A 20,830-nucleotide genomic window follows, 5' to 3' on the forward strand; every position below is an offset into this window, starting at 1 on the left:
CGCCTGATGGCGGTCGAAAAAATAGTACCATCTTGCGCAATAGTATTGGCAGGATGCTGACTTTGAGCGACAATCGACCTACACCGATGCTTTAAGCGTCGGCATAATAATAATGATGAAATTCCTCTTTGACGGGCCAATAGAAATATTGGCCATTTTTTTATCGCAACATCTCCGGCAAATTCCCTTCTCCATAAAGATGCAGTGCGCCTACTGCCACCACATAATGGCCTGCGGGCAACGCGTTAAGCTTGTCCCGCCATGCCTCATTTCGCTGGTGCATCAGGACGTCATATAACGACTGACTGAACGTATTGGGTAACGTGAGATCGTTATTCTGCGGCGGTGTTTTTAACCACCAACCCATCATCTGTTGCAGCAGACGGGCATTGGTATGCCAGTGTGTCAGGGTATCGTCCAGCAACGCCAGACCGTTATCCGGTAGCTGACATAAAAGATCGATTTGGCTGGCAGCACCTTCCAGCTCGATAACCGGCTTTTGCACCTGCTTCGCCTGTTTCAGCAGTTGGTAATCAATTCCGTATTCCGCACGTAACCCCAACTGCTGCGCCTGGGTTGCCTGCAATATCATGGCGATTTGCCACAAAGGTTGGGTGGAAAACAGGGAAGGGGAAATGCCCAACTCAGCGCTGACTTTTTGCACGTGGCGGAGCTGTTCGTCGCTGATGCGGTCTTCCAGAGCAGCAAACGTGGGCAGGTTAGCAAACGGCGCATCGTCACCGGAGACATCGGCTTCGACGATCAGCGCGTCGGCGCGGTAGAGCTTTTTCAGGAGTTTGGCGGGCAGAGGGGCCATTTCACGGCTGCCCATATGAATACTGCCAATCAGATGAAAATGGCGATCGCCGGGCAACGAGATGTCGATAGCAGGCCAGGTATAATGGTGACCGCGTAGTGCAGACCATAATGCTTTTACCCGGTATAACAGATCCATACGACCTCCCGTTGAAAAATCCCATGCTAGCGCGTGGTCCGGGAAGGTGCAATGCGTGAATCGCCGGATGGCGACGCGAAAGCGTCTTATCCGGCCTACGATATCACCTGCATTTTGTAGACCGGATAAGCGTTAGCGTCATCCGGCACACGGTTACTCTTTGGGTTTAAAGCGCAGCAGTCGGTTCGCGTTGCTTACCACGGTGATGGAAGAGAGCGCCATCGCCGCCCCGGCCACCACTGGGTTAAGCAGGGTACCGGTAAACGGCCACAGGATCCCGGCGGCAACGGGAATACCAATGCTGTTATAGATAAATGCGCCGAGCAGATTTTGCTTCATGTTCCGCAGGGTGGCCCGCGAGATAGACAGCGCATCCGCTACGCCCATCAGGCTATGGCGCATCAGCGTAATCGCCGCGGTTTCAATGGCGACATCGCTGCCACCGCCCATGGCAATCCCTACATCAGCCTGGGCAAGTGCTGGCGCATCGTTGATCCCATCACCGACCATCGCCACCTGATGTCCCTGGCTTTGCAGGCGTTTAATCGCCTCTGCTTTTCCGTCCGGCAGAACGCCTGCGATCACCTCGTCGATGCCTGCTTCTTTGGCAATAGCGTTAGCGGTGGTTGGGTTGTCACCGGTGAGCATCACCAGACGATACCCGGCGCGGTGCAAACGCTGCAGTGCCGCCACGCTGTCGCTGCGCAGCGGGTCACGTACCGCGAGCAGTGCGGCCGCTTTACCGTCAATCGCCAGCAGCACCGGAGTCGACCCCTGAGTGGCTTGCGCGGTGATTTCAGCTTCCATCTCTGTGGTGACCACCTGCTGTTCATGGAGCAGCGTCTGGTTGCCCAGCAGCAGCCTATGACCTTCCGCTTCACCGCTAACGCCTAAGCCGCGCAGCGTACGGAACCCATTGACCTGCGGCAGGGCCGCATCGCCGGCTTTATCAAGAATTGCGCGGGCCAGCGGGTGGCTGGAACCCTGTTCAAGGGCTGCGGCCAGACGGATGGCCTGCGCTTCATCGATATCACCGAAAGTTTTGATGGCGACAACCTGCGGTTTCCCTTCGGTCAGCGTCCCGGTTTTATCAAACACCACGGTATCAAGCGTACTGGCACGCTGCAGCGCATCGGCATCGCGGACCAGAACACCAAACTCTGCGGCACGACCGACCCCGGAAATAATCGACATCGGTGTTGCCAGACCCAGCGCACACGGGCAGGCGATAATCAGTACGGTGGTGGCAATCACCAGCGTATAGACAATCTGCGGTGCCGGGCCAAAGAAATACCAGATTGCGGCGCTGACCAGCGCAATCACTACCACCACCGGAACGAACACCGAGGAGATGCGGTCAGCCAGCTTGCCAATCTCTGGCTTGCTGCTTTGCGCCTGACGGACCATGCGAATAATGCGCGACAGGGTGGTATGGCTGCCGACAGCGCTGGCGCGGAACAGCACGCTGCCATCCTGAACCACCGTACCGGCGTGGACGCTGTCGCCTTCGCCTTTTTGTTGTGGGATTGGCTCGCCGGTGAGCATGGCTTCATCCAGCCAGGCTTCGCCTTGGGTGATTTCACCGTCCACCGGGACGCGGTCACCGGTGGTCAGGCGCAGTAACATGCCAGCCTGAACATCGGCCAGCGGGACGTTTTTTTCGCCTTCTTCTGTCACCACGCGCGCGGTCGGTGGCGTGAGGTCGAGCAGTTTTTCCAGTGCTTTGGAGGAGCGTTGACGGGCGCGCGCCTCCAGCATATGTCCGAGGTTAATCAGACCGATAATCATCGCACTGGCTTCATAATAGAGGTGGCGTGCTTCCATCGGGAACCACTGCGGCCAGAGGTTAACGCTCATTGAATAGAGCCAGGCCACCCCGGTTCCGAGCGCCACCAGGGTATCCATGGTGGCGGTGCCGTTCATCAGGCTTTTCCATGCGCTGCGGTAAAAGTGACCGCCTGCGAAGACCATCACGGCGAGCGTCGCCAGACCGATGACCAGCCACAGGCTACGGTTATCGGCGGTGACCATCATGTTATCGCCCATCATGCCCCACACCATCACCGGTACGCCCAGCAGCAGCGCAACGGCTGCCTGCCAGCGAAAGCGTTTCATGGTGGCAACGGCCGTTTCCTGCTGGCGTTCACGACGTTTAACATCGTCTTCGATGGCTTCAGCGCCGTAGCCGGCCTTCTCTACGGCCTGGACTAATTCTTCGGCGGAAGCGCGGCCCATTACCAGCGCAGTACGCTCCGCCAGATTTACCCGTGCCTGCGTGACGCCCGGTACGTTTTGCAACGCATTTTGTACCCGGGAAACACAGCTGGCGCAGCTCATGCCGCTCAACAACAACTGTTGGCTGTCATCTTCAGCCGTCGCTACCGGAAGCTCAGAAGAGACCGCTGTCAGCGCTTCCGACGGGATTGATGACTCCGCCAGCGGTTTAGCCTTTGGGTGGCTTAACTCTGCGCCATAGCCAGCTTGTTTGATGGTTTCAATTAACGCTTCGGCGCTGGCGCTACCGGTAACGTGTGCTTCGGTAACAGTGACATCCGCTTGCTCAACGTCCGGACGTTGTTCGAGACTTTCTTTGACGCGTTTAACGCAGTGACCACAGGACAATCCGTCCAGGGTCAGGTCGATGGTTTGAGACATAACAATAATCCTCTATGATTGGTCGGTGGTTTATTGACCTTGGCAATCGTTTTGACTAACTGTTATAAAGGTTAAACCTTCCATCAAGGGGAAGGTCAAGGGGGAAGATGTGAATATATCCGATGTTGCTAAAAAAACCGGTTTAACCAGTAAAGCTATCCGCTTTTATGAAGAGAAAGGGCTGGTGACGCCGCCGCTGCGCAGCGAAAACGGATACCGCACCTATACGCAACAACATCTGAACGAACTGACGTTGCTGCGTCAGGCGCGGCAGGTTGGCTTTAACCTTGAAGAGTGCGGTGAGCTGGTAAACCTGTTTAACGATCCGGCACGCCACAGCGCGGATGTGAAAAAGCGTACCCTGGAAAAAGTGGCGGACATTGAGCGGCACATTAACGAACTCCAGGCGATGCGCACGCATTTGCTGGCGCTGGCGGACAGCTGTCCCGGCGATGACAGCGCCGAATGCCCGATCATTGATAATCTCTCCGGCTGCTGCCACCACAAAGCGAAGGCCTAAAGGCGAGGCGGTTGCAGCATAAAGACCACCGTGCCGCGATACCACGGTGATGTCTCCAACTGCGCTTCCGCCTGCACATCCCGACTACCGTGTTGTACCAGCCCGAGCTTAAACGGAATGCGTAACCGGGTGAGTGCGGGCAGATACACCTGATAATTGGCTACCGTGTGACGTCCCTGATAGCTTTGCACCACCAGTTCATCAACCGGTAGCGCATTCAGCGTGGCGACATCGCCGGTCTTGGCCCAGTCCAGCAGTCCGGTTACCCCAAGAGCGAACTCCGGCGGCAGCTGTTGGCGCAGCTGTTGCAGAAATCGGGCGTAATCGGCGAGCTGATGGGTTGCCGCGTCAAAATCAACCTGTAGACCGACCACGTGGTTGCCTGCGGCCTGCCAGCGCTGCAACAGCCGCACGATACGTGCCGGGATCGCATCCGGTACGTCGAGGGTAGTAAAACGCACGGTCAGCCAAATTGACGGAAAGGTCAGGCGGCTGACCGGCAGACCCAGACGCTGAAAGACCACCTGGCCCGAGCGGGTCAGCACTTCCCCCTGGTGCAGATACACCGTTTGCGCGTCCCGCAGCTCGTCGCTGGCTTTTACCCCGGACCATAACCAAAAGGCCTGATGTTCACGGGCAGCTACCGTTTCTGCGGCCTGAGCCTGTCCGCTCAGCAGCGCAATTACCAGTAGTATTTGAGTTTTTGCGCCCACGGGCTTCCTGGATACTGCGTCTTCAACTGTGTGTACCAGTCTTTACGCTGCGACTTGTCCACCTCTTCACCGCCGCATTCGTTATAACCCGATGGCGCATAGCACATGATGGCCCGGTACAGCGCAAAACTCTTGTCTTCGACTTCTGCGTTGGGGGAGGCGATCACCTGCTGATAATAACGCTGGCGGTCAAACTGCCCGAACGGCTCTTTGCGTGAGATGGCCGTGCCCAGCACGTCGTTACCGGCACTGTCTGCCTGCAGATCCACATGGGTTTGCGAAGTACGGAAGAATTCCCCCAGGCAGTTCAGCGCGTGGGCATCATCCGCTTTTTTGCTTAGCACAGTGACCGTTTCATCGAGGCTACGGCAGGTATAACCGGCCTGGGCGGCGTCGCCGTTCCAGTCAAAGGTACTCAGATTTACATCAGCAAACGACTCGCCAATCACCGGTGGCGTAATCGCGCCAGCCAGCTTTTTGTCGTTCAACCAGTCGCTAAAACGATTCTCGGTGAGATCGCGTACCAACAATGTATGCAGGGCGATGGTGCGTTCTTCGTTGTTGGGGCCGCGAGTGGCCTGCTGGCGCAGCAGCTCTGGTGTTGCCTGTGCTTTTAGCACCTGCGAACGAAAACGCAGGTTCGTCACCACGCTGTCCGGGGCGAAAATAGACGCAATGTCGCCGCTGTAAACCAGCGTTGCCGCCAGCTTGGCCTGTACATACTGCTGCTGTTCGGGGTCCTGACTGATTTTCAGTAGCTGCTGCCAGAACGCGCGGGCGGCGGGCCACTGCTGTTGCCCCATCAGCGCTTCTCCGTACATCACCTGCTCACTGAAGGCGAGAATGTCGTGTGCGGGGAGTTTTTGCGCCGGGGTCACCGCCTGCACAATGGCCGCGTAATTGCCCGTTGCCATCCACAGATTCAGCTGTAGATCCTGCCACAGGGCGAGTTTGCCCCCCTTTTCAAACACCGGTTTGCTGGCATCAAGCTGGGCCTGCGTCAGCGTCGGTTTGTTGTCGTTGTTCAGACGCAGCGCGCGCAGCAACTCGATATAGCTGACCAGCGGCGCGTCGGGGAAGGCCTCCACCACGGGGCCTTCAAAGAATTGCATACCGAAAACATTATCGTATTCGATGACCGTATCGCGCAGCTGCTGTGCGTCGGTTGTCTGCTGGAAGGCTTGTTCATACAGCCCAGCCAGCGGCGGCCATGCCTGCAAATACCAGTTAATCCGGCGCAGCATGCCGCGTGCGGAGTCGGCGTACAGCCCCTGCGGGAAGCGTTGCAGATAAGCCTGGGCCTGAGTTTGCGCCTGGCTGGCATCCTGGCGGTTGATTTTTGCACTATCAAAATCGCCGTATTCACCGACGCTGTTCTGGCTGCTTCTGTTCAGCGCGGTGCGCATCAGCATATATTGCGCGGTTTCTGCCAGCCACGGACTACTGCTGGTGGCTAGCTGCGTGAAATCCTGTTCGGCAGTGACGTAGTCGCCTTCGTAGAAACGGGCGGCGGCGATCAGATAGGTTTTGTATTGTTGCGCAGAGGCGTCGGCAGGGATGGTGGCAAGCGAGGATGTAATTTGCTCAGCGCTCGCGCCGGACAGTAGTCCCAGGCGTGCCCGGGCTAACGCCTGGCGTTGTTCAGCTGTTAACGTAGTATCCGCCAGCAGTGCGGCAAAGAACTGGCTGACGCTGGCTGTCGTATTCGACACATGGCGGTTCTCATGCTCTGCGTCGTCGGCGTTTGTCTCTTCGACGGTAATCTGCAGTTCGGCCATCTGGCGGGCAAGCGTATCATCTTTGCTTTGCACTGGGGCGTCGGCTGGCGGCGGAGATATTTCATCCCACTGTGGATGATATGCAAAATAGTAATCGCGGGAGCGGGTAACATCCGCAGGCAGTGACTGCACTGGCAGGGTGAATGATTTTTCCTGGCTCAACAGACGCAGCAGGTTATCACGGGAGTCGTTTTCCGGGCTGAGTACCGGGATGCCTTTCAGCAGACAGCTCGCATCGCTCCATTTGCAATCTTCCATATCAAAAGAGGCGAATGCCTGTGGGGCACCCGCCAGCACGGTACACACGGCAAAGGCGAGGGATGTCTTCCTGACCATAATCTTTATTCCTGTCATTATGTGGGTTATAAGGCTCTGATAATCAGGGTAATGCCTTCAACGGCAATCACCTCTACCTGTGTTCCTGCACTCAAATCGTCACGCGCGCTGACCGGCCAGGAGCTGTCGCCCACGCGCATATGTCCGCGCCCGTTCACCAGCGCCGTTTCCAGCACAAACCGGCGGCCGACCAGTTGCTGTCCGCGCTGGTTGAGATGGCTGTCTGCCGGTTTTTGTTCCTGCACACGCTTTGCCAACCACTTCCACCACAGCCAGGCTGCCAGCAGCGTTAAGACGGCGAACATCGCGCCCTGCCATGCCCAGTCGAGCGGCAATAGCCAGACGACCAGACCGGTGATGACTGCCGCCACACCGCTCCACAGCAGATAGCCGTTGCCGCCCAACATCTCAGCGGCCAGTAACAGACCGCCGAGGCTGAGCCAGAAGAGGTTTGGATGAACCAGAATCATCGCAATCATGATTTGTTCCGCTCGCTGGCGCTGTCCTTAATCAGTTCGCTAATACCGGCAATGGAGCCCATCAGGCTGCTGGCATCCAGCGGCATCATCACCACTTTGCTGTTATTGGACGAACCGATTTGTTGCAGCGCTTCGGTGTATTTCTGTGCCACGAAGTAGTTCACGGCTTGAATATCCCCGGCGGCAATGGCCTCAGACACCATCTGCGTTGCACGGGCTTCAGCTTCGGCGGAACGTTCGCGCGCTTCGGCCTGCAAGAACGCGGACTGGCGTTCACCTTCCGCTTTCAGGATTTTCGACTGCTTCTCACCTTCGGCCTTGACGATTTCGGCCTGGCGGATCCCTTCGGCCTCAAGAATATAGGCGCGCTTGGTTCGTTCGGCTTTCATCTGGGCGTTCATGGCGTCGATAAGCTCGGCCGGTGGGCGCACATCGCGGATTTCAATACGGGTAATTTTGATGCCCCACGGGTTGGTGGCTTCATCAACGATATGCAGCAAACGCGTATTGATGTTGTCGCGCTGGGAAAGCATCTCGTCCAACTCCATCGAGCCGAGAACGGTACGGATGTTGGTCATCGTCAGGTTGATGATCGCCAGTTCCAGATTGCTGACTTCATACGCCGCTTTTGGCGCATCGATCACTTGAATAAAGCACACCGCATCGATGGATACGTTGGCGTTATCTTTGGAGATAACTTCCTGCGACGGAATATCGAGAACCTGCTCCATCATATTGATCTTACGACCAATCCGGTCCATGAATGGTACCACGAGGCTTAAGCCTGGCTGCAGGGTTTTGGTGTAACGACCAAAGCGTTCCACCGTCCACTGGTATCCCTGAGGGACGATTTTGACGCCTGCGCCAACAATCACCAGCGCGACAAAAATGAGAATGGGGATGAAAATGAGCATCGATAAAACCTCCTGTTACGCTGTCCTTTACTGCCTGATAAGTCAAATTATACCCGATTTATCAAGGTGGCTCCCCAATAATAAATTACAGGGATAGACTGTCTGCACGAAAGCGGTGAAAAGGGAATGATAATGGAAGAAAGCAGTATTTTGCTCCAGCTCAACGATGTCGGCTGGCAGGCGGGTAACACGAAGATTCTCAATAATATCTGTTTTAATCTCCACGCCGGGGAATTTAAGCTCATAACAGGCCCATCCGGCTGCGGTAAAAGCACATTGCTGAAGATTGTGGCCTCGTTAATTAGCCCAAGCAACGGTGAGATCCTCTTTGAGGGAAAGGAGATATCCACGCTCAAACCCGAAGCGTATCGACAGCAGGTCTCGTATTGTGCGCAAACCCCCGCATTGTTTGGCGACACCGTTTACGACAATCTCATTTTTCCGTGGCAAATTCGGCATAAACACCCACAAGAAGAGGCGTTTCTCGCCGATCTGGCGCGCTTTGAGCTGCCCGAGACGATCCTCAAAAAAGGCATCAATGAACTGTCCGGCGGTGAAAAGCAACGCGTCTCGCTCATTCGTAATTTGCAGTTTTTGCCCAAAATTCTGCTGCTCGATGAAATCACCAGCGCGCTGGATGAAACCAATAAGCGGAATGTAAATGAGCTTATACATCGCTACGTTCGCGAGAAAAATATGGCGGTGTTGTGGGTGACGCACGACAAAGATGAAATTAATCATGCGGATAATGTCATAACCCTCCAACCGCATGCCGGAGAAATGCAGGAAACACGCAATGAACGAGCATAATATTACCAATGAGTCGCTGGCATTAGCGATGATGCTGGTGGTGGTGGCTATTCTGATTAGCCATAAAGAAAAACTGGCGCTGGAAAAAGATATTCTCTGGAGCGTATGTCGGGCGGTTATCCAGCTTATTATCGTCGGCTACGTGCTGAAATATATCTTTGGCGTGAATCACAGTATTCTGACCTTATTGATGGTGCTGTTTATCTGTCTTAACGCCGCCTATAACGCGCAAAAACGCAGTAAATATATCGGCAACGCCTTTATCTCGTCGTTTATTGCAATAACGGCAGGGGCCGGACTGACGCTGGCGGTACTGGTGCTGTCAGGCTCCATTGCGTTCACGCCGATGCAGGTGATCCCGATTTCCGGCATGATTGCGGGCAACGCGATGGTGGCGGTCGGGCTGTGTTATAACAATCTGGGCCAGCGATTTAACAGCGAACAGCAGCAAATTCAGGAAAAGTTGAGTCTCGGCGCCACGCCGAAGATTGCCTCCGCGCCGTTAATTCGCGACAGTATTCGTGCGTCGTTGATCCCAACCATTGATTCCGCGAAAACCGTCGGTCTGGTGAGCTTGCCGGGGATGATGTCGGGGTTAATCTTTGCCGGTATCGATCCGGTAAAAGCGATCAAATATCAGATTATGGTGACCTTCATGCTGCTTTCTACCGCCAGCCTGTCGACCATTATCGCCTGCTATTTAACCTATCGGAAGTTCTATAATTCGCGTCACCAATTAGTCGTAACGCATCTGAAGAAGACGTAATGTGAAGCCGGATGGCGGCTACCGCCTTATCCGGCCTACGGGATCGGTATTTGTAGAATTTGTAGGCCCGATAGGCGCAAGCGCCATCGGGCAACATCACGCGGATTAGTACAACAACGCGTACAGCTGACGACGATACTTCGACGCCAGCGCATCGCCGGTGCCCAATGCGGCGAGGATCTCCTGGAAGGTCTTACGCGCCTGGCCGTCAGCGGCAGCAAGATCTTTTCTCAGGTGGCTGAACAGCAGCTCCAGCGCTTCTTCGTTACGTCCGACCTGATGCAGTTGGATCGCCAGTTGGGTGGCCAGTGCGGCATCCTGCGGGTTGTCTGCGACCTGCTGCTGCAACAGTTGGATTTCCGGCGTGTCCGCCGCCTGCTTCAGCAGTTCAATTTGGGCGACCAGACCCTGATAGCGGGTGTCCTGATCCTGTAACGGAATGGTTTTCAGCACCGCTTCGGCATCGTCGGAGCGGTTCAGGGCGATTTGCGTTTCTGCCAGCAGCAGGCCAATTTCGCTGCTCTGGTTGGACATCTGCCAGGCTTCTTTCAGCAGCGGCAGTGCGTCAGCGTGGTTGCCAGCTTCAATGAATTCGATGGCCTGGCGTGCTTTCAGCTCTTCTTCACTTGGCAGGACTTTCTCGAGCAGCGCACGGATCACCTCTTCCGGCTGCGGACCCTGGAAACCGTCCACCGGCTGACCGTTCTGGAACAGATACACCGTTGGGATGGCGCGCAGGCCAAACTGCGAGGCGATCATCTGCTCGGCGTCGCAGTCCAGCTTGGCGAGAATAAACTGACCGTTGTACTGCGCGACCAGGCTTTCCAGCACCGGCGTCAATTGCTGACAGTGCTGGCTGCGTTCAGACCAGAAATAGAACAGGACCGGCGTGGTCATCGACAGTTCAAGGGTCTGCTGCAGGTTAGATTCGTTAATATTGACAATATTTTGTACGGACATGGAGTCACTCTCTATTCGTCGATTTGTTTTTACATGGGGGCAGACGCGCTGGCTTCAACTCAGCCCTGTAAAATTTTGTCCATTACGCGACCTGGCAACAGGCGCTTCAACAGCATGACTGCCCAGGTCACCAGGGTGACGGGGTAGCGCAGTTTCGGTTTATCGCTCTCAAAAGCATGACGCACTTTGGCGACCACGGCCTCAGGTCCTAACGTAAAACGTGCGGCAATACCGGGGTTTTCTACCGGGGAATCGCTCTGTGTCTGGTTAACGTTCTCGGTGAAACGGGTGCGGATAGGGCCGGGTTCAATCAAACTGACTTTAATGCCGCTGTGACGTAATTCCATACGCAGTGCATCGGACCAGGCTTCCAGCGCGTATTTACTGGCGGCATAGGCCCCACGTCCCGGCGTGGAGATCAGGCCCATCACCGATGACGTCATCACAATACGCCCTTCGCCGTGGGGCAACATGGCGGGCAGCAGGCGCATGGTCAACTGATGCGCACCAAAGAAGTTGGCGGAAAACTGCTGTTCCATCTGCTCACGGCTGATGGTCGGCAGCGGGCCATACACGCCGAATCCGGCGTTATTAAAGATCCCATACAAACGATTATCGGTCAGGGCGATCACCTCATCGGCTGCGCGATCCACGCTTTCTGTAGAGTCCAGATCCAGCAAGATGCCGGTGAATCCCATACCGTTCATGCGTGCGACATCGTCGGGTTTGCGGCAGCCTGCCAGAATTTGAAAACCCTGGCGCTTTAGCTCAAGCGCGCTTTCCAGGCCGATTCCACTGGAACATCCTGTTATTAAGACCGATTTTTGCATAACTTTACCTGTCAGGATCTCCGTTGTTTTACGAGTCGTGATTTACTATATCCGTCATACTTCAAGTTGTCTGTGCGTTGGCTACGCTCGCTCACCCCAGTCACATAGTTATCTATGCTCCTGGGAACTCTCTCACTTGCCGCCTTCATACAACTCGAATTATTTAGGATAGAAAAGGTGTGAGTTGTTTCACCATCCAGTCGGCAATAAACGGCTGGGCGTCACGATTAGGGTGGATACCATCATCCTGCATCCATTGGGGTTTCAGATAGACCTCTTCCATAAAAAAGGGCAGCAGAGGAATATCAAACTCGCTGGCGAGCTTTGGATAAACTGCGCTAAAGGTTTCATTATAACGGCGACCATAGTTGGCTGGCAGACGAATTTGCATCAGCAGCGGTTCGGCCTTTGCCGCTTTGACGTCGTGTAAAATTTTACGCAAGGTTTGTTCAGTTTGCGCAGGTGAAAACCCGCGCAGGCCGTCATTGCCGCCCAGTTCGACCAGCACCCAGCGTGGCTGGTGTTGTTGCAGTAATGCGGGCAGACGCGCCAGGCCCTGTTGTGAGGTGTCGCCACTAATGCTGGCATTCACCACCGATGTTTTGTTTTGCCATTTGTCATGCAGCAGCGCTGGCCACGCTGCGCTGGCCGACATTCGGTATCCGGCACTCAGGCTGTCACCCAGAATTAATAACGTGTCCGCCGCGGCGGCGCGGAAAGTTAACAGAACCAGGAACAGGAAGGGCAAATGCCAGCGGAAAACATTGTTGAAGTTCATCATCTTAAGAAATCCGTCGGTCAGGGTGATCAGGAGCTATCCATCCTTACCGGAGTTGAACTGGTTGTCAAACGCGCCGAGACCATTGCGCTGATTGGTGAGTCGGGTTCGGGGAAATCCACGCTGCTGGCGATCCTCGCCGGGCTGGACGATGGCACAAGCGGCGAAGTCAGCCTGGTCGGGCAACCGTTGCACAGTATGGACGAAGAAGCCCGGGCGCAGCTGCGCGCGCAGCATGTCGGCTTTGTCTTTCAGTCCTTCATGCTCATTCCGACCCTCAACGCACTCGAGAACGTCGAACTACCCGCGTTATTGCGCGGGGAAAACAGTGGCAGCAGTCAGGCTGGAGCCAAAGCTTTGCTGGAGCAATTGGGGTTAGGCAAACGCCTTGACCACCTTTCGGCCCAGCTGTCCGGCGGGGAGCAGCAGCGTGTGGCGCTGGCGCGGGCGTTTAACGGACGCCCGGACGTGCTGTTTGCCGATGAGCCGACGGGCAACCTCGACCGGCAAACTGGAGACAAAATTGCCGATCTGCTGTTCTCTCTCAACCGTGAACACGGCACCACCCTGATTCTGGTCACGCATGACCCGCAGCTGGCGGCGCGCTGCGACCGGCGTTTACGTCTGGTTAACGGGCTGCTACAGGAGGAGGCATGATTGCACGCTGGTTCTGGCGCGAATGGCGCTCGCCCTCATTATTAATTGTCTGGCTGGCGCTCAGCCTGGCGGTGGCCTGCGTGCTGGCGCTGGGGAATATCAGTGACCGCATGGAAAAAGGGCTGAGCCAGCAAAGCCGCGAATTTATGGCGGGTGACCGGGCGCTGCAAAGCTCGCGGGACGTGCCGAAAGCCTGGATTGACGAGGCGCGACAGCGCGGCCTGAAGGTGGGCGAACAGCTGACCTTCGCCACCATGACCTTTGCCGCCGATACTCCGCAACTGGCGAACGTCAAAGCGGTGGATGACGTGTACCCCCTGTATGGCGCGCTGCAAACCAACCCGCCAGGGCTGAAACCGCAGCCCGGTTCGGTGCTGCTGGCCCCGCGTCTGATGGCGCTGCTCAATTTGAAAATCGGTGATGCCATTGATGTCGGGGACGCCACGCTGCGTATTGCTGGCGAGGTGGTACAGGAGCCGGATTCCGGGTTTAACCCGTTTCAGATAGCACCGCGTCTGATGATGAATCTTGCCGATGTCGAAAAAACGGGGGCCGTCCAGCCTGGAAGCCGTGTGACCTGGCGTTATAAATTTGGCGGCACGCCGCAGCAGTTGGAAGATTATGAAAAGTGGCTGTTGCCGCAGTTAAAACCGGAGCAGCGTTGGTACGGGCTGGAACAAGATGAAGGCGCGTTGGGGAAATCTCTCGAACGCTCGCAACAGTTCCTGCTGCTGTCGGCACTGTTAACGTTGCTGCTGGCGGTTGCCGCCGTTGCCGTGGCGATGAATCATTACTGCCGCAGCCGCTACGATCTGGTGGCGATACTAAAAACGCTCGGCGCGGGCAGGGCGCAGCTACGCAAGCTGATTGTCGGCCAGTGGCTGATGGTGTTGGCGTTGTCCGGTATCACCGGCGGGGCGTGTGGTCTGCTGTTTGAACGCATACTGGTGCTGCTGCTCAGGCCCGTTTTACCGGGTGAATTGCCGCCTGCCAGCCTGTGGCCGTGGCTGTGGGCGTTCGGCACCATGACCGTCATTTCACTGCTGGTCGGGCTGCGTCCCTATCGTCTGCTGCTGGCCACGCAGCCGCTGCGGGTGCTGTGCCGCGACGTGGTGGCCAACGTCTGGCCGCTGAAGATCTATTTGCCTGTGGCGACGATCGTGGTGGTTGCGCTGCTGGCCGGGCTGATGGGCGGAAGCATGCTGCTGTGGGCGGTGCTGGCCGGTGCGGTGGTGCTGGCGCTGTTGTGCGGCGTGCTGGGCTGGATGCTGCTCAACCTGCTGCGCGGCCTGACGCTCACCTCGCTGCCGCTGCGTCTGGCGGTCAGTCGTTTACTGCGCCAGCCGTGGTCAACGCTGAGTCAGCTGTCGGCCTTTTCGCTCTCTTTTATGCTACTGGCGCTGTTGCTGGTGTTACGGGGCGATCTGCTCGACCGCTGGCAGCAGCAAATGCCGCCGGAAAGCCCGAACTACTTCCTCATCAATATTGCCACTGAACAAGTGGGGCCGCTGAAGGCGTTCCTGTCCGAGCATCAGGTGATCCCTGAGTCGTTCTACCCGATTGTGCGGGCGCGTCTGACCGCCATCAATGACAAGGCAACCGAAGGTAATCAGGATGAGTCGCTTAACCGCGAACTGAACCTGACCTGGCAGGATACCCGTCCGGATCATAACCCGTTAACCGCCGGAAGCTGGCCGCCAAAAGCAGGTGAAGTGTCGATGGAAGAAGGGCTGGCGAAGCGACTGAACGTCAAACTTGGCGATCGCGTGACCTTTATGGGGGACACCCAGGATTTCAGCGCTACGGTCAGTAGCCTGCGTAAGGTGGACTGGGAAAGCCTGCGGCCTAACTTCTTCTTTATCTTCCCGCAGGGCGCGTTGGACGGGCAGCCGCAAAGTTGGCTGACCAGCTTCCGTTGGGAAAATGGCAACGGCATGCTGACGCAGCTTAACCGCGAGTTTCCGACCATCAGCCTGCTGGATATCGGCGCGATCCTCAAACAGGTTGGCCAGGTGCTTGAACAGGTCAGCCGGGCGCTGGAGGTGATGGTGGTGCTGGTTACCGCTTGTGGCGTGCTGCTGCTGCTGGCTCAGGTGCAGGTCGGCATGCGTCAGCGGCATCAGGAACTGGTGGTCTGGCGGACGCTGGGGGCGGGCAAGAAATTGCTGCGCACCACGCTTTGGTGCGAGTTCGCCATGCTGGGGATGGTCTCCGGGCTGGTTGCGGCCATTGGCGCAGAAACCGCGCTGGCGGTTCTGCAAACCCGCGTGTTTGATTTCCCGTGGGAGCCTGACTGGCGGCTGTGGGTCATCTTACCGGTTTGCGGGGCGTTGCTGCTCTCATTATGCGGTGGGTGGCTCGGCGCACGTCTGCTAAAAGGCAAGGCCCTGTTTCGTCAGTTTAACAATTAATTCATTTTAGTGATGATTACGCACCGGTTTTTACACCGGTGCATATTTTTCGTTTATCCCGCACAAATTGATAACTCCTTGATATTTAACCGCACGGAACAATAAAAACCCGCCAACACGCGAGTGTTAATAAACGTTAATATTTGCGTGCTGAATAATTGGCAGGCTATCTATCAAGGTAAAACAATCCATGACTATAAAAAAAACAGCGCTGGCGGTATCGATCGGCGCAGTAGTGGCATTAACGACGTTCGCCGCCCAGGCGGAAATCACCGTCCTGAAACAAGATCCGCAGGCGGGTAATCCGCTGAGCCGTCTTAACTTCACCGTCGGTGGCAGTATCCGTCCCCAGTTCCAGAACATGGCGGGCGACGATGGCAAGAATGGCTACAAGCGTAACGGTTTCGATGGCGGTACCCGTTTCCGCTTCGCCGCAGACTACTATCTGTTTGATGACATCAGTTGGGTAAGCTACTACGAGCTGGGTGTTAACTTCCCGGCGATGTTCGACTGGGATAATCACCATGCCGACGGCGCCAACGACACCACGCGTCGTATGCTGTACACCGGGCTGAAGAGTGCGACCTGGGGTACGCTGACCTTTGGTCAACAGAACAGCATTTACTATGATGTGGTCGGTGCGAAAACAGATATCTGGGACTACGACATGATCGGTCAGGCACCAGGTAACGGGATTAATGGCGACTACGATGGTTCATATCGTACGCGTAAATCACTGAAGTATAAGAAAACCGTGGGCGATGTAGATCTCTATGCCTCTTATCTTTTCAGCGATGACTACAACCCGAACAACGGTCTGCGCTACAAACGTAAAGGCGGCGGCTCGCTGGGTGCCGATTACCACATTACCGACGACTTAACCTGGGGTACGGCGTGGAACTACACCCGTGCGGAAATGCGCGGCAATGGCAGCAAAACGTACGATCAGAACATCGTGGGTACTGCGCTGAGCTGGAAACCGGACAACTGGACCTTCTCCCTGGGTGGCGGCTGGTATCAAAACTTCATGACCACCAAGAAAGTGTCGGTTAACGACTATTTTGCCGGTGACGCGTGGGGTCTGGAATACTTTGCCGGTTACACTTTCCCGGTTGGCCAGTATGCACTGAAATCCGTTCAGCCTTACTTTATGGGCGATCGTATTGAATACGTGAATGGCCGTAACTACCTGCGCACCGACAACGGCGTGGGGATCAGCTTCCAGCTGGACTACGGCTTCCGTGTAGATTACGAACACGTCTTTACCTCCAGCACCGACAACCTGGGCGACATGAACCTGGTGCGTCTGCGTTACGATTTCTAATCGAACACCTGCCAAACGGAATGCCCGATGCACGTGTGCTATCGGGCCTACGAGAGCAGCGTAATCGAGTTATTTGTAGGCCGGATAAGGTGCTTGTGCCGCCATCCGGCTTTTTTCATGCCTTCCCCTTCAATTACACACTCTGCAATATCATGAAATAATTTCAAGGACAGCAGGTTGTGATCTGTGTCATGTTAACAATCAGCCTGTTAGGCAGGTCAACAACAACAACGCCGCATGAACGGCGTGAGATACCACATCACAACGTTAAAATGGAGAGATTATGGGATTGCGCCACAATTTACGCATCGCGACCGGAGCATTATTACTGGCCTGCGGCTTACAGTTTGCTCACGCCAATAGCGATCCACAGACTATCGTTTTCGGCGTCGCGCCGGGTCCGTATGGTGACATGGTAAAACAGGCTATTGCCCCGACGCTGAAAGAAAAGGGCTACAAGGTGGTGGTGCGCGAATTCAGCGACTACGTCCAGCCCAATATGGCGCTTTCCAACGGTAGCATTGACGCCAACCTGTTCCAGCACTCGCTGTACTTTGACAAATTCACTGCCGACAAAGGCCTGAAGCTGAGCAAATTGATTGTGGTCCCGACGGCCGGAATGGGGTTCTACTCACATAAAATCAAAAGCCTGGATGAGCTGAAAAAAGGGGACGTGATTACGCTTTCCAACGATCCCACCAACCTGGCTCGCGGGCTGCGCTTCCTGCAATCTATCGATTTGATCACCATTAAAGATAATATCGATCCCACTAAAGCTTCCGAGCGTGATATCGCCAGCAACCCGAAAGGGCTGATTTTCAAACCGCTGGAAGCTGCGCAGTTGCCGCGTACGCTCGACGGCGTGACCGGCGCGCTGGTCAACGGTAACTTCGCCGTTGCCGCAAAACTGGATCTCGCAAGTGCGTTGAAGCAAGAGAATCTGGATGAAAACCTGAAAAATATCATCGCGGTACGCAGTGAAGATGCGGATAAACCGTTCGCCAAAGACATTGTTGAGGCGGTGAAATCACCGGCTTATCGCGCGGTGATTGACGACCCGAAAAATATTTACAGCGCCTTCCAGAAACCGGAATGGATGTCGGCAGCCCAGTAATCGCTGCGCCAATGGGTTAACAGGGCAGCGATGACTGCCCTTTTCGCATTTCTGAGGTGGCTATGATTGAGATAGAGAAGGTTTGCGTGGACTTCGCCGCAGGCCGTGGGCCGTCAACCCGTGCGGTTGATGACGTCAGCCTGCGGATCGGCGCAGGCGAGATATTCGGTATTGTTGGGACCAGCGGCGCGGGAAAAAGTACCCTGCTGCGTACCCTGAACGCCTTAACGCGCCCGAGCGAGGGAAGCGTAAAAGTGAATGGCGTGGAAATCTCCGCGCTTGAGGGACGTCAATTACGCAAGGCGCGTCAGCGTATCGGCATGATCTTCCAGCACTTTAACCTGATGCATACCCGCACCGTGGCGCAAAATGTGGCCTTCAGCCTGAAGGCTGCAGGCTGGGAGGGCAGTAAAATTGCCCCACGCGTGACGGAGATCCTGGCCCTGGTGGGACTGTCTGATAAGGCCAACCATTATCCAGTGCAGCTCAGCGGCGGGCAAAAGCAGCGTGTGGGTATTGCCCGTGCGATTGCCAACCACCCGGATGTGCTGCTCTGCGATGAACCGACTTCGGCGCTGGATCTGGAAACCTCCTCCACCATTCTGGCACTGCTCAAGCAGATCAACGCCCAACTGGGGATCACGATCGTCCTGATCACCCACGAGATGAACGTGATCAAATCTATCTGCGATCGCGTGGCGGTGATGTCCGGCGGCAAGGTGGTGGAGTCCGGCGAGGTGTTTGATGTTTTTGCCCATCCGCAGCACGCGTTTACCCAACAGCTGGTATCACACACGCTCAACCTGACGCTACCGGATCGCCTGCGGCAACATTTGCCGGGGCAGCTGTTAAAAATTCTGTTTATTGGCGATTCGGCAGAACAGCCGGTGCTGTCCGAGGTGGCAGTGAAATTTGGCGTGGCAGTGAATATCCTGCACGGCAAAATTGAATATATTGGCGAGCGGGCGCTGGGGATTTTGGTGGTGCAACTGACCGCGCCGCATAATCCTGCGGCGGTCGATGTCGCCGTGGAGCACATTCGTCAACGTACCGCACAGGTGGAGGTGATTCGTGGATGATTTATTGCCGGATTTGACGCTGGCGTTCAATGAAACCTTCCAGATGCTGAGCATCTCAACGGTGCTGGCAATTGTTGGCGGCCTGCCGCTGGGTTTTTTAATCTTCGTGACCGACCGTCATTTATTCTGGCAGAACCGTTTTGTGTATCTGCTCAGCTCCGTGCTGGTGAATATCATCCGTTCGGTGCCGTTTGTGATCCTGCTGGTGCTGCTGCTGCCGTTAACTCAGTTTTTGCTCGGCAATACCATCGGGCCGATTGCGGCGTCGGTACCGCTGTCGGTAGCGGCGATTGCATTTTATGCCCGACTGGTGGACAGCGCCCTGCGCGAGGTCGATAAAGGCATTATTGAAGCGGCGGAGGCCTTTGGCGCCAGCCCGATGCGCATCATTTGTACGGTGCTGTTACCGGAAGCCAGTGCCGGCCTGCTGCGTGGGTTGACGATAACGCTGGTCAGCCTGATCGGCTATTCCGCGATGGCCGGGATTGTTGGTGGCGGCGGCGTTGGTGACCTGGCGATTCGCTTCGGTTATTACCGCTACGAAACCCAGGTCATGATCGTCACCGTGGTGGCGCTGATTATTCTGGTACAGGTTGTTCAGGTGCTGGGCGACTGGCTGGCGAAACGCGCGGATAAGCGCGACCGGCATTAATGCGTCTGAACCCAGTCATTCACCTCCTGCCATGTGCCGCGAAAGACGATTTTCGCGGCTTTCTTCTCTAACTGGTAACGATACATCGGATCGTAATATTCGTTGAGTAACGGCACCAGCCAGCCCATGTGACCGTCGGTGCTGCCGCTGGCCTGTTGCTCGTTCAACGCGACGTCGAGCAGTTCGGTCAGTTCCGCAAAACGTTGTAACCCTAAACGACGGCGGATGGCGAACAGACCGTGGTGCAGGTATTCGCTGTATTCCTGCCAGCCCTGGGTTTCCCCGTACGCTTGGGTGAAATCGTGGTGCATGCGGACAAAATACTCTTCACGCAGCCGCTCAAGGCGCAGTTCAAAGGGATCGTCAACCACCGCAATCGCGGCCTGAGTCATGCGCTCACGCAAGCACTCGGGCAAATGATTGGCGCCAATCATGCGGCCTTCATCTTCCAGCACCCAGCGATGCAGGTCCTGACGGCTGTCGGTTTTCAGCATCTCGACCGCCAGCAGGTTTTCAAAACTGGCCTGGCTCAGTTGCGGCTCAACCGTGCGACCAAAAGAAGAGCCGCGATGGTGCGCCAGACCTTCGAGATCCACGCCGTTTGGCTGCAATTGCACCAACTGCGTTTTACCGCTGCCGGTACAGCCGCCAATTAAGACAATTGGTTTTTGCACCAACTCTTCAGTTATTTGTATCGCAGCCTGACGCAGGGCTTTATAACCGCCGCTGACCAGCGGGTAGTCAATGCCGGATTCACGCAGCCATTGCTGCACAATGTGTGAACGCTGACCGCCGCGTGCGCAGCATAAAATTCCCTCAGGGTGTTGGCGACACGCCGCTTGCCAGGCACTCATTCGCTGCTGGCGGGTGTCGCCGCTCACAAGCTGATGTCCCAGTGCCAGCGCAGCGTCCGGTCCCTGACGTTTGTAACAGGTCCCGACCGCGGCACGTTCGTCATCGTTCATCAGGGGAAGGTTGATTGCACCCGGCATCGCGCCTTGTTGAAACTCAACGGGGGCGCGTACATCGATTAAGGGCGTACCGGCGAGCAGAATCGCGCGATAGTCCGTTCCATCGTTCATGTTCAATCCTGAAAATA

Annotated in this window: 19 protein-coding genes; 9 read left to right on the top strand and 10 right to left on the bottom strand. The window is 56.0% G+C overall.

What is annotated here, in order from left to right; genetic code table 11:
* Positions 1-160: 160 nt before the first annotated feature.
* Positions 161-955 carry a TraB/GumN family protein gene (locus M2374_RS17560; protein ID WP_146717220.1) on the bottom strand — a complete coding sequence of 265 codons (795 nt, stop codon included), beginning with the start codon at positions 953-955 and terminating at the stop codon, positions 161-163.
* 153 nt (positions 956-1,108) lie between these two features.
* Positions 1,109-3,610, bottom strand: coding sequence for a copper-exporting P-type ATPase CopA (gene copA / locus M2374_RS17565; RefSeq protein ID WP_181688408.1), 2,502 nt, complete (start codon positions 3,608-3,610; stop codon positions 1,109-1,111).
* A gap of 109 nt (positions 3,611-3,719) precedes the next feature.
* On the opposite strand from copA, the gene cueR reads away from it, so the two are divergent.
* Positions 3,720-4,130, top strand: a complete 411-nt coding sequence (gene cueR / locus M2374_RS17570; RefSeq protein ID WP_096758018.1) for a Cu(I)-responsive transcriptional regulator — start codon at positions 3,720-3,722, stop codon at positions 4,128-4,130.
* Here the strand turns inward: cueR and M2374_RS17575 are convergent.
* Genes M2374_RS17575 through M2374_RS17590 form a run of 4 tightly spaced genes read right to left on the bottom strand, consistent with a single transcriptional unit; the run spans position 4,127 to position 8,350 of the window.
* The gene (locus M2374_RS17575; RefSeq protein WP_137400391.1) at positions 4,127-4,843 is read right to left on the bottom strand and encodes a DUF3142 domain-containing protein; all 717 of its coding nucleotides are present in this window, start codon (positions 4,841-4,843) and stop codon (positions 4,127-4,129) included. The genes cueR and M2374_RS17575 overlap by 4 nt on opposite strands.
* Positions 4,813-6,957 (bottom strand): hypothetical protein, encoded by a 2,145-nt coding sequence (locus M2374_RS17580; protein WP_181688407.1) that lies wholly within the window; start codon positions 6,955-6,957, stop codon positions 4,813-4,815. Before M2374_RS17580 ends, M2374_RS17575 begins: the two co-directional genes overlap by 31 nt.
* A gap of 26 nt (positions 6,958-6,983) precedes the next feature.
* Complete coding sequence (locus M2374_RS17585; protein ID WP_181688406.1) at positions 6,984-7,436, bottom strand: NfeD family protein; 453 nt, start codon at positions 7,434-7,436, stop codon at positions 6,984-6,986.
* Positions 7,433-8,350 (bottom strand): SPFH domain-containing protein, encoded by a 918-nt coding sequence (locus M2374_RS17590; RefSeq protein ID WP_096758014.1) that lies wholly within the window; start codon positions 8,348-8,350, stop codon positions 7,433-7,435. Before M2374_RS17590 ends, M2374_RS17585 begins: the two co-directional genes overlap by 4 nt.
* Positions 8,351-8,482: 132 nt before the next feature.
* Here M2374_RS17590 and fetA point away from each other — a divergent pair, with 132 nt between their 5' ends.
* Positions 8,483-9,160, top strand: a complete 678-nt coding sequence (fetA, locus tag M2374_RS17595) for an iron efflux ABC transporter ATP-binding subunit FetA (RefSeq protein ID WP_181490491.1) — start codon at positions 8,483-8,485, stop codon at positions 9,158-9,160.
* Entirely contained in the window at positions 9,147-9,926 is a 780-nt protein-coding gene (gene fetB / locus M2374_RS17600; protein ID WP_117342149.1) for an iron efflux ABC transporter permease subunit FetB, read from the top strand. Before fetA ends, fetB begins: the two co-directional genes overlap by 14 nt.
* Positions 9,927-10,031: 105 nt before the next feature.
* On the opposite strand, the gene M2374_RS17605 is transcribed toward fetB, so the two are convergent.
* The 3 genes from M2374_RS17605 to tesA form a co-directional block, all read right to left on the bottom strand.
* Positions 10,032-10,886 (bottom strand): co-chaperone YbbN, encoded by an 855-nt coding sequence (locus M2374_RS17605; protein ID WP_115259180.1) that lies wholly within the window; start codon positions 10,884-10,886, stop codon positions 10,032-10,034.
* 59 nt (positions 10,887-10,945) lie between these two features.
* Positions 10,946-11,716, bottom strand: a complete 771-nt coding sequence (locus M2374_RS17610; protein ID WP_096758010.1) for an SDR family oxidoreductase — start codon at positions 11,714-11,716, stop codon at positions 10,946-10,948.
* A gap of 163 nt (positions 11,717-11,879) precedes the next feature.
* A complete protein-coding gene (gene tesA, locus M2374_RS17615; protein WP_135953037.1) occupies positions 11,880-12,494 on the bottom strand; it encodes a multifunctional acyl-CoA thioesterase I/protease I/lysophospholipase L1 in 615 nt (204 codons plus the stop codon).
* Between tesA and ybbA the strand changes: the two genes are divergently transcribed.
* The 6 genes from ybbA to M2374_RS17645 all read left to right on the top strand — a co-directional run bounded on the left by ybbA (position 12,465) and on the right by M2374_RS17645 (position 19,731).
* Entirely contained in the window at positions 12,465-13,151 is a 687-nt protein-coding gene (gene ybbA, locus M2374_RS17620) for a putative ABC transporter ATP-binding protein YbbA (RefSeq protein ID WP_181688405.1), read from the top strand. The genes tesA and ybbA overlap by 30 nt on opposite strands.
* Entirely contained in the window at positions 13,148-15,562 is a 2,415-nt protein-coding gene (ybbP, locus tag M2374_RS17625) for a putative ABC transporter permease subunit YbbP (RefSeq protein WP_259155291.1), read from the top strand. Before ybbA ends, ybbP begins: the two co-directional genes overlap by 4 nt.
* A gap of 190 nt (positions 15,563-15,752) precedes the next feature.
* Entirely contained in the window at positions 15,753-16,886 is a 1,134-nt protein-coding gene (locus M2374_RS17630; protein ID WP_135912438.1) for a porin, read from the top strand.
* Between the two features lie 283 nt (positions 16,887-17,169).
* Positions 17,170-18,000, top strand: coding sequence for a MetQ/NlpA family ABC transporter substrate-binding protein (locus tag M2374_RS17635; RefSeq protein WP_117342153.1), 831 nt, complete (start codon positions 17,170-17,172; stop codon positions 17,998-18,000).
* A 62-nt stretch (positions 18,001-18,062) separates the two neighbouring features.
* Entirely contained in the window at positions 18,063-19,079 is a 1,017-nt protein-coding gene (gene sfbB, locus M2374_RS17640; RefSeq protein ID WP_181688403.1) for a virulence-associated ABC transporter ATP-binding protein SfbB, read from the top strand.
* The gene (locus M2374_RS17645; RefSeq protein ID WP_005125237.1) at positions 19,072-19,731 is read left to right on the top strand and encodes a methionine ABC transporter permease; all 660 of its coding nucleotides are present in this window, start codon (positions 19,072-19,074) and stop codon (positions 19,729-19,731) included. The genes sfbB and M2374_RS17645 overlap by 8 nt, the downstream gene beginning before the upstream one ends.
* Here the strand turns inward: M2374_RS17645 and mnmH are convergent.
* Positions 19,728-20,813: a tRNA 2-selenouridine(34) synthase MnmH gene (gene mnmH, locus M2374_RS17650; protein ID WP_181490488.1), complete on the bottom strand. Its 1,086-nt coding sequence runs from the start codon at positions 20,811-20,813 to the stop codon at positions 19,728-19,730. The genes M2374_RS17645 and mnmH overlap by 4 nt on opposite strands.
* Positions 20,814-20,830: the final 17 nt, after the last annotated feature.

The organism is Citrobacter sp. JUb117, assembly GCF_024809055.1.
GTDB classification, from domain to species: Bacteria; Pseudomonadota; Gammaproteobacteria; order Enterobacterales; family Enterobacteriaceae; genus Citrobacter; species Citrobacter gillenii.

Bases quoted from the DNA above. Each gene is read 5' to 3' on its own strand.
- M2374_RS17560 (WP_146717220.1), bottom strand. From the start codon at position 955: ATGGATCTGTTATACCGGGTAAAAGCATTATGGTCTGCACTACGCGGT.
- copA (WP_181688408.1), bottom strand. From the start codon at position 3,610: ATGTCTCAAACCATCGACCTGACCCTGGACGGATTGTCCTGTGGTCAC.
- M2374_RS17580 (WP_181688407.1), bottom strand. From the start codon at position 6,957: ATGGTCAGGAAGACATCCCTCGCCTTTGCCGTGTGTACCGTGCTGGCG.
- M2374_RS17585 (WP_181688406.1), bottom strand. From the start codon at position 7,436: ATGATTGCGATGATTCTGGTTCATCCAAACCTCTTCTGGCTCAGCCTC.
- M2374_RS17590 (WP_096758014.1), bottom strand. From the start codon at position 8,350: ATGCTCATTTTCATCCCCATTCTCATTTTTGTCGCGCTGGTGATTGTT.
- fetA (WP_181490491.1), top strand. From the start codon at position 8,483: ATGGAAGAAAGCAGTATTTTGCTCCAGCTCAACGATGTCGGCTGGCAG.
- fetB (WP_117342149.1), top strand. From the start codon at position 9,147: ATGAACGAGCATAATATTACCAATGAGTCGCTGGCATTAGCGATGATG.
- M2374_RS17605 (WP_115259180.1), bottom strand. From the start codon at position 10,886: ATGTCCGTACAAAATATTGTCAATATTAACGAATCTAACCTGCAGCAG.
- M2374_RS17610 (WP_096758010.1), bottom strand. From the start codon at position 11,716: ATGCAAAAATCGGTCTTAATAACAGGATGTTCCAGTGGAATCGGCCTG.
- ybbA (WP_181688405.1), top strand. From the start codon at position 12,465: ATGCCAGCGGAAAACATTGTTGAAGTTCATCATCTTAAGAAATCCGTC.
- tesA (WP_135953037.1), bottom strand. From the start codon at position 12,494: ATGAACTTCAACAATGTTTTCCGCTGGCATTTGCCCTTCCTGTTCCTG.
- ybbP (WP_259155291.1), top strand. From the start codon at position 13,148: ATGATTGCACGCTGGTTCTGGCGCGAATGGCGCTCGCCCTCATTATTA.
- M2374_RS17630 (WP_135912438.1), top strand. From the start codon at position 15,753: ATGACTATAAAAAAAACAGCGCTGGCGGTATCGATCGGCGCAGTAGTG.
- M2374_RS17635 (WP_117342153.1), top strand. From the start codon at position 17,170: ATGGGATTGCGCCACAATTTACGCATCGCGACCGGAGCATTATTACTG.
- sfbB (WP_181688403.1), top strand. From the start codon at position 18,063: ATGATTGAGATAGAGAAGGTTTGCGTGGACTTCGCCGCAGGCCGTGGG.
- mnmH (WP_181490488.1), bottom strand. From the start codon at position 20,813: ATGAACGATGGAACGGACTATCGCGCGATTCTGCTCGCCGGTACGCCC.